The sequence below is a fragment of the Roseovarius sp. A-2 genome, assembly GCF_002072155.1.
Lineage (GTDB): Bacteria > Pseudomonadota > Alphaproteobacteria > Rhodobacterales > Rhodobacteraceae > Roseovarius.
The window spans coordinates 1-6,181 of sequence record NZ_BDIY01000052.1 but is presented as its reverse complement, the minus strand read 5'-3'; the positions used below and the strand labels follow the sequence as shown (position 1 = coordinate 6,181).

The 6,181-nt window shown below is 52.9% G+C and carries 7 protein-coding genes and 1 pseudogene; 2 read left to right on the top strand and 6 right to left on the bottom strand.

What is annotated here, in order from left to right; translation table 11 throughout:
• Positions 1-84 precede the first annotated feature (84 nt).
• The 6 genes from BHD06_RS22060 to BHD06_RS22035 form a co-directional block, all read right to left on the bottom strand.
• Positions 85-570, bottom strand: coding sequence for a tripartite tricarboxylate transporter permease (locus BHD06_RS22060; protein WP_254892571.1), 486 nt, complete (start codon positions 568-570; stop codon positions 85-87).
• A gap of 2 nt (positions 571-572) precedes the next feature.
• Complete coding sequence (locus tag BHD06_RS22055) at positions 573-1,148, bottom strand: tripartite tricarboxylate transporter TctB family protein (RefSeq protein ID WP_080459104.1); 576 nt, start codon at positions 1,146-1,148, stop codon at positions 573-575.
• 94 nt (positions 1,149-1,242) lie between these two features.
• Entirely contained in the window at positions 1,243-2,241 is a 999-nt protein-coding gene (locus BHD06_RS22050) for a tripartite tricarboxylate transporter substrate binding protein (RefSeq protein WP_080459103.1), read from the bottom strand.
• A 128-nt stretch (positions 2,242-2,369) separates the two neighbouring features.
• Positions 2,370-3,128, bottom strand: a complete 759-nt coding sequence (locus BHD06_RS22045; RefSeq protein WP_080459102.1) for an enoyl-CoA hydratase/isomerase family protein — start codon at positions 3,126-3,128, stop codon at positions 2,370-2,372.
• Positions 3,129-3,137: 9 nt separating this feature from the next.
• On the bottom strand, positions 3,138-4,286 hold the full coding sequence (locus BHD06_RS22040; RefSeq protein ID WP_080459101.1) for a CaiB/BaiF CoA-transferase family protein: 1,149 nt from the start codon (positions 4,284-4,286) through the stop codon (positions 3,138-3,140).
• 43 nt (positions 4,287-4,329) lie between these two features.
• Positions 4,330-5,118: an IclR family transcriptional regulator gene (locus BHD06_RS22035; RefSeq protein WP_176214471.1), complete on the bottom strand. Its 789-nt coding sequence runs from the start codon at positions 5,116-5,118 to the stop codon at positions 4,330-4,332.
• A 454-nt stretch (positions 5,119-5,572) separates the two neighbouring features.
• Here BHD06_RS22035 and BHD06_RS24595 point away from each other — a divergent pair, with 454 nt between their 5' ends.
• Positions 5,573-5,881, top strand: coding sequence for a transposase (locus BHD06_RS24595; RefSeq protein WP_080459099.1), 309 nt, complete (start codon positions 5,573-5,575; stop codon positions 5,879-5,881).
• A gap of 192 nt (positions 5,882-6,073) precedes the next feature.
• Positions 6,074-6,181 (top strand): annotated as a pseudogene (locus BHD06_RS24590) (IS6 family transposase); the annotation flags it as partial.

Genomic DNA, 6,181 nt, shown 5'->3' with positions numbered 1-6,181 from the left:
AAAAGGCCCCATTCCGCCCTTGATCGGCAGACGCCTGACGACGCATATTGGGTAGGCTTGGAACAACAAGAAGCAGCATGAAACCTAAACCCGATACACCTTAGAAAAGCTGCAAACATGTCCGAAAAGGTGGGACCACTTCAGACCAAAGGCGCGCACGGCAAATGTGGCAACGACGCCCGTTGCCATCATCATGACGACTGCCGAGACCGTGCCACCAAGAGCAGAGCAGCTTACTGCTGCACCGATCGCTTTTCCGGCTTGCCCATTCTGCGTCATGGGATAGCCGTCGAGGCAGGTCGGGGCATTTTCCGGGGCGCCGGGAATGTTAAACAAGATTGCTGTAATAGCGCCGCCAAAGACACCGGCACAGTAAATTACCGAGAACAGCATAACGGCGTTTTCTGCGCTCATCGTGACTGTGAAAGGCAAAAGAACCGCGCCTAAAGTTAGCATGTTCACACCGGGAACTGCACCGAACAGCATCCCCCCGAGCAGGCCTAAAAAGAAGATTGATATAGATGTGCCGCTTCCAAAAAGCGTCATTGTGCCTTGTATGAAGAGATCCATCTTTACCTTCCAAGTCGTGCGAATTCAATGATCGCAACATTGATGTCATAGAACGTGCCTTCGTTGCCCAGGGGTAGTGCGACGAAGAAAAATCTGGTGAAAATCAATAAGGTCAGCCCGTACACAACGAGTAGAACCAAACTGATCGGTTTTATTTTCCGCACACCTAACAACAGCAAAAACCCAACGATAAATATCGGCAGAGATACATAGGCCCCAAGGCGTGGCATGAGATATAGAAAGACAAACGGCCAGGCGAAGATCATGAAGCGAAGCGCCCATTGCTTTTTGGAAACGGGTAGCTCTTCGACGTGCTCCACTGTGCTTGATGGCGGCCCCGATCGAAGGGAATGCAGTTGTAAAACCAATTGAAATGTTGCGCCCAACAACGCCGCAAGGGCGATACCCCGTGGCCAACCGTCCGCGCCAAACCTGTAGTTCGAGATTTCATCGCCAAAATGGCTGGTCTGCTGAAAGTAAAGTCCGATTAGAGCGATCCAGAAGAACCATTCTGCGATATATCGAACATAGGGCGCTAACCCGGTCGGGGCGGAGCCGACTTTGATTTGTTGAGACATTTTGGTTTCCTTGCGGCTGGAACAAGTCAGGCCGATCAATCTTGGTGACCTACTGCTTTTCAAATGCAGTAGGTCACAACGCTTGTCTAAAGCCCTACTCGATCAGGCCAATTTCTTTGTAGATTGAAGTGTAGCTTTCAACTGTCTTGTCGATCAGTGCCTTTGAGCCCTCGCTGTCGCGATAGCTATCAATCAAATCCATGAATTTTGATTGATTGAATTTGGCGTAACCGGGGTTATCAAATGCTACCGCACAAACGGCCTCCAAATAATCGACGCGATCTGCTGGCGTTCCCTTCTTGACATAGAACCCACGGAAACGGGTCAGGGCGTCAAAATCTGCCCCGACTTCACGATGTGTGGGAACTTCCGAGAACACTTCAGGGCGTTCATCGAAGATCGTCAGGATAGGCTTCATTTGACCAGCGTCCAGGAAACTACGCACATCGCCCGGCTGCTCGAAAAGCACGTCGACCTGCGACCCGATCAGGGAACCGTAAGTTTCGGCAGGCTTGTCAAAAGTCACCTGACGCAGATCGAGATCAAGCGCCTCGGACAATTGCCGCATGGTTACAAGTTCCATCGAACCGACAATACCCAACAGCCCCATTGTAACCGTACCAGGGTTGGCCTTGGCGTAGGCCTGGAAGCTATCCCAGTCCGTAAATCTATCTTCGTCCGGGCGGATGTAAATCTGGCTGAATGTAATCTGGGTGGTGCAAAGCGGGATCCAGTCCTCGGAAGGGTTCTCGCGAATGTCCCCCTTGGCATAAGCAGCAATTGCAGTATCGATGTGCTGCATGATCGTATGGCCGTCGGCGGGGGCAATCATAAAGTCGGGAATGGCAGCTGTTCCACCGCCACCGGGCTTGTTGACGATCTGAAAGCTAAGGTCGGTTTCTTCTTCCATCGCCTTGGTCATTGCACGTGAAAGTTGGTCGGAACCGCCACCAGCACCATAAGGCACAATCACTGTAATCGGACGATTACCAAATCTGTCGGGTTTTTCTGGAAGTGTACCTTGGGCCGTCGCCCCGGTCGCAATGAGCGTCGACATGACACTGGTTGCTACCAGTTTAGTGAAAATATTCATAGTTTTCTCCTCCGTTTTTATGTGGCGGAAATAGATCAGCCACTTTGCCCAATTTTTAGAACCCTTGCAGAGCATGCAGGGGCAAGCGGGAACGACGTCGGGCACGCCATTCCTGCCTCACTTCACGTTCAACTTAAGTTCCGCCTCTCCCGGGCCTTCCGCTGGGCCAGCTCTCGGTAATCCAGTATTCTTTTTTTCAAACCCGGCCGGCCACTCGTGCGCACCACGGCCGCGAGATCAAGATCGTCGGTATCCGGGCTTGTCAGCCGGAGCATCTCTCTACTGGCAAATGGAGGGAGTGCACACGCTCGGTCTTTCAAGGTGCTTGTCATGCCCGACCACTGTTCGCTTTCTGCGATGTCCGTGACCAAACCAAAGTCACGTGCTTCAATTGCTGACACGGATCTGGTGTCAATCAGCATCTCACGTGCATTGTCTGTTCCAATGGTTTGCTGGAGCCGTCTGGTCCCTAAAGCCAATTCAAAGTTCCATCCCGGCATCCGGAAACGTGCGCCAGCGGTGGCGACCCGTCGCCAGCATGATGTGAACAAATCCGCACCGGCACCGACGACTTGCCCTTGGGCGAAAGCAACAATCGGAAACGGCGATTTATGGACTTTTTGTAGCAGGATTTCGATCCGCACAAAGCGCCAGAGCAGATCTCCGTCTGATAAATCCTCAATGTCGGACAGATCGAAACCGGTACAAAAGTGTTTCCCGTTGCCGCGGATAGTTGCCATTCTTGGATTTTGCGCCCCTTCCAGAGCGTCGATCAACCCTTCGACAATGTCAGGCGATAAGCAGTTTCCTTTGGCAGGGTTGTTCAACGTGAAAGATATCACGTCGTCTTGCTGTTCGATAATGAGATTGGGATTTGAAGATTGCATGGCCACGCCTTACGCTTTCTTGAAATTCAAAAGTTCCGAGAGCACTTCTTGAGTGTGCTCACCCAATTCCGGCGGTCGCCTGTCAATGGTTTGTGTTTGATCGTTGAGGCGCAAAACCGGCCCGAAAGTTTTGGTTTTCACACCATTTGGCAACTCCAGAGGCTGAACCCATCCCATGTGCTCGACCTGCGGGTCGGCTAGTGCTTCCGGGATGCCGTTGATTGCGCTACACGGCACGCCCGCCTCACCAAAGGCATTCAACCAGTGCTCGACTGGTTTGGTCTTGAACACGTCTTCGAGTAGGATACGCAATTCGGTTTGGTTTTTTGCGCGAGTTGTCGGGCTGGAGAATTTCTCTATTTCCTTGAGATCAGGACGTTCGACAACATCGCACACAGAGTACCACAGCTTGTTGTTGCCCGCGGCCATACCAAAATACCCATCCTGCGCCTCAAATGCCTGATAAGGCGCATTGCGGGGGTGGGCAGAGCCCAGCTTTTGAGGTGTGCGTCCCGTGCCGAAAAACTCGCTGGTTTGAAGGGCGGAAATCCCTAAGGTGGCTCCCAACATCGAAACGTCGACATGTTGACCTTTTCCCGTGAGTGCCCGCTCCAATAGCGCTGAGGCCACTCCGAAAGCTCCGTAAAGACCTGATACGAAATCGCACAGAGGCACACCGCATTTCACCGGTGCGCCGCCCGGCTCGCCGGTAACGCTCATAACGCCGCTCATCGCTTGCATTGTAAGATCGAAACCGCCCTCAGTCGCACGTGGCCCGGTTTGTCCGAATGCAGAAATAGAGCAATAGACCAACTTTGGATTTATCGCCGACATGGCTTCGTAATCCAAACCGTTACGCTTCATCACGCCAGGGCGGAAATTCTCGATGACAACGTCTGCGCCAAGAATGAGGTCCCGCGCATGGGAAATGCCCTCCGGGTCCTTGAGGTCGAGAATAATCGAGCGTTTCCCACGGTTGATCGAGGCAAAATTCTCACTGTAACCATTAGTGAGAGGCGGCCACGTGCGCATGGCATCCCCGCTGGGGCGCTCGACCTTAACAACATCGGCCCCCATATCGGCAAGAAGCATCCCACAATAAGGCCCGGCAGCTACTTCACAAAATTCGATTACTTTTACGTCGTGTAGAGAGATCATCTGGCAGTTCTTTCATGTGTATAGTCGTGTTTGACCGGGAGTATCAGCGTTCTGGTATCGGGTTACCTTCGGCCAATTGCTCCCAATCATTGCGGGAACATCCAAGTTGTTGAGAAATGGCGCGCGAAGTTTCGATTACACTCGGTGCGTATTTTTCGATCTCGCTCGACGTAAGTCGGCTTGCAGGGGCAGAGATACCGATCGCGGCGATCACCGTTCCGGTCGCGTCCGCCACGGGCGACGCAAGACCATTGATATCGGCCCGCCATTCTCCGTTATTCAGCGCATACCGCCGCGCGCGGCTGGAGGAAGTTTCGGTTAGAAATTTCTCAAGATCTGTAATCGTTGTTGGGGAATACTGCGTTGCATCACTAAGTATCTCTTCTATTTCCTGGCGTTCGAGATACGCCATCAAGATCTTGCCCGTTGCGGTACAATTGGCCGGCGCACGCCCCCCTAGCTGCGTGTAGGCTCGAACGGGCTCTTTGCTCTCTATTTTTTCGAGATACAGCACTTCACCGCGTTGGTACTCAGACAGATGGACGGTTTCTTTGGTCAGGTCTGACAATTGCCTCATAAAAGGCCGCGCAACATCCCGTAGCGCGAGATGGGATACGATGCTGCAACCAAATTCCCACATGCGCAGCGTCGCGACGTAATTCGGGCCCTCAGCTTTTTTCGCATAATTCAACTCGACCAATGTCTGCAGCAAACGGTGGACGTTGCTTTTTCCCAAGCCCAACCGCTGTGCAAGCTCTGTAACGCCCAGCGGGGTGTCACTCCCTGCCAGCTCCTCCAAAAGAGAAAGGGCTTTTGCAACCGTCGTATCCATTTGCAGCTCCCCCCAAGAATCTGGGGCCAAGAAACAGCGACTGGGTGTGCAAGTCAACATTTTTCTGAATACCAATTTACCGTTCTGATATTCAGAAAAATTACCATTGATCACACATGATCGGAGCTTTGCCCGCGCTCTCTGTCTTGAATATGTAAGATGCGAGGCGGCCTGCAGCGTCAGATGTAGACCACCGAAGGGTATATCACTGGGCACTTGCAGCCTGTGGGTGACGGTAGTTTGAGCTCGTGTGCCCAGCGGCAGGACAACGCCACCGGCAATTCCCCGTCCTGCCCTTTCAGCACCTTGGCTGATGTTCCGTTGCGGCGATTGGATTGGATCGCAATGTAGAAGCTTTACTCAACGAACGCGGCATCGCTGCCACCCAACAGGTGGTCGCGAAAATTTGGACCAGTTGTTAAGGTGGATCGCATGACGAAAGAAGTGATCCAGGATGAAGAAACGAAAGAACCATTCGCCCGAGTTCAGGGCCAAGGTTGCGCTTGAGGCGATCCGTGATGAGATGACGCTGGCCGAGTTGTCGAAGAAGTACGGCGTCCACCCAACCCAGATCGGCACTTGGAAACGGGCGGCAATTGAAAACATGGCGACAGCCTTTACACGCCGTGGAGGTGCGCCGGAACAGGTGAGTGCCGCCGAAGTTGACAAGCTGCATTCCAAGATTGGCCAGTTGGTGGTGGAGCGTGATTTTTTGGCCGAAGCCTCGCATCAGTTGCTCGGGACGCGAGGCAAAAAATGGTGAGCCGGGATCATAAGTTAAGTATGCGTAAACAGTGCGAACTGTTGCAGCTATCGCGGTCACGGCTTTACTATCAGCCTGTCGGCGAAAGCGCCGAGAACCTGCGGTTTATGGAAATAATCGACAAGCAGTTCCTGGGGCATTGTCAAAGGAACTTGGGTTGAGGCGGAGTTGATGCCGCCCCACCCTGCTCGGATGAAAAACCGAGACCCTTTCAAATACTTCAAGACGAGCCCCGAGATCATCCGCCTGGCGGTTATGATGTATGTGCGGTTCCCTTTGTCTCTCCGGAACGTCGAGGAT

Excerpts from the sequence above, each read along its gene's own strand:
- BHD06_RS22060 (WP_254892571.1), bottom strand. The coding sequence starts at position 570 with ATGGATCTCTTCATACAAGGCACAATGACGCTTTTTGGAAGCGGCACA.
- BHD06_RS22055 (WP_080459104.1), bottom strand. The coding sequence starts at position 1,148 with ATGTCTCAACAAATCAAAGTCGGCTCCGCCCCGACCGGGTTAGCGCCC.
- BHD06_RS22050 (WP_080459103.1), bottom strand. The coding sequence starts at position 2,241 with ATGAATATTTTCACTAAACTGGTAGCAACCAGTGTCATGTCGACGCTC.
- BHD06_RS22045 (WP_080459102.1), bottom strand. The coding sequence starts at position 3,128 with ATGCAATCTTCAAATCCCAATCTCATTATCGAACAGCAAGACGACGTG.
- BHD06_RS22040 (WP_080459101.1), bottom strand. The coding sequence starts at position 4,286 with ATGATCTCTCTACACGACGTAAAAGTAATCGAATTTTGTGAAGTAGCT.
- BHD06_RS22035 (WP_176214471.1), bottom strand. The coding sequence starts at position 5,118 with ATGGATACGACGGTTGCAAAAGCCCTTTCTCTTTTGGAGGAGCTGGCA.
- BHD06_RS24595 (WP_080459099.1), top strand. The coding sequence starts at position 5,573 with ATGAAGAAACGAAAGAACCATTCGCCCGAGTTCAGGGCCAAGGTTGCG.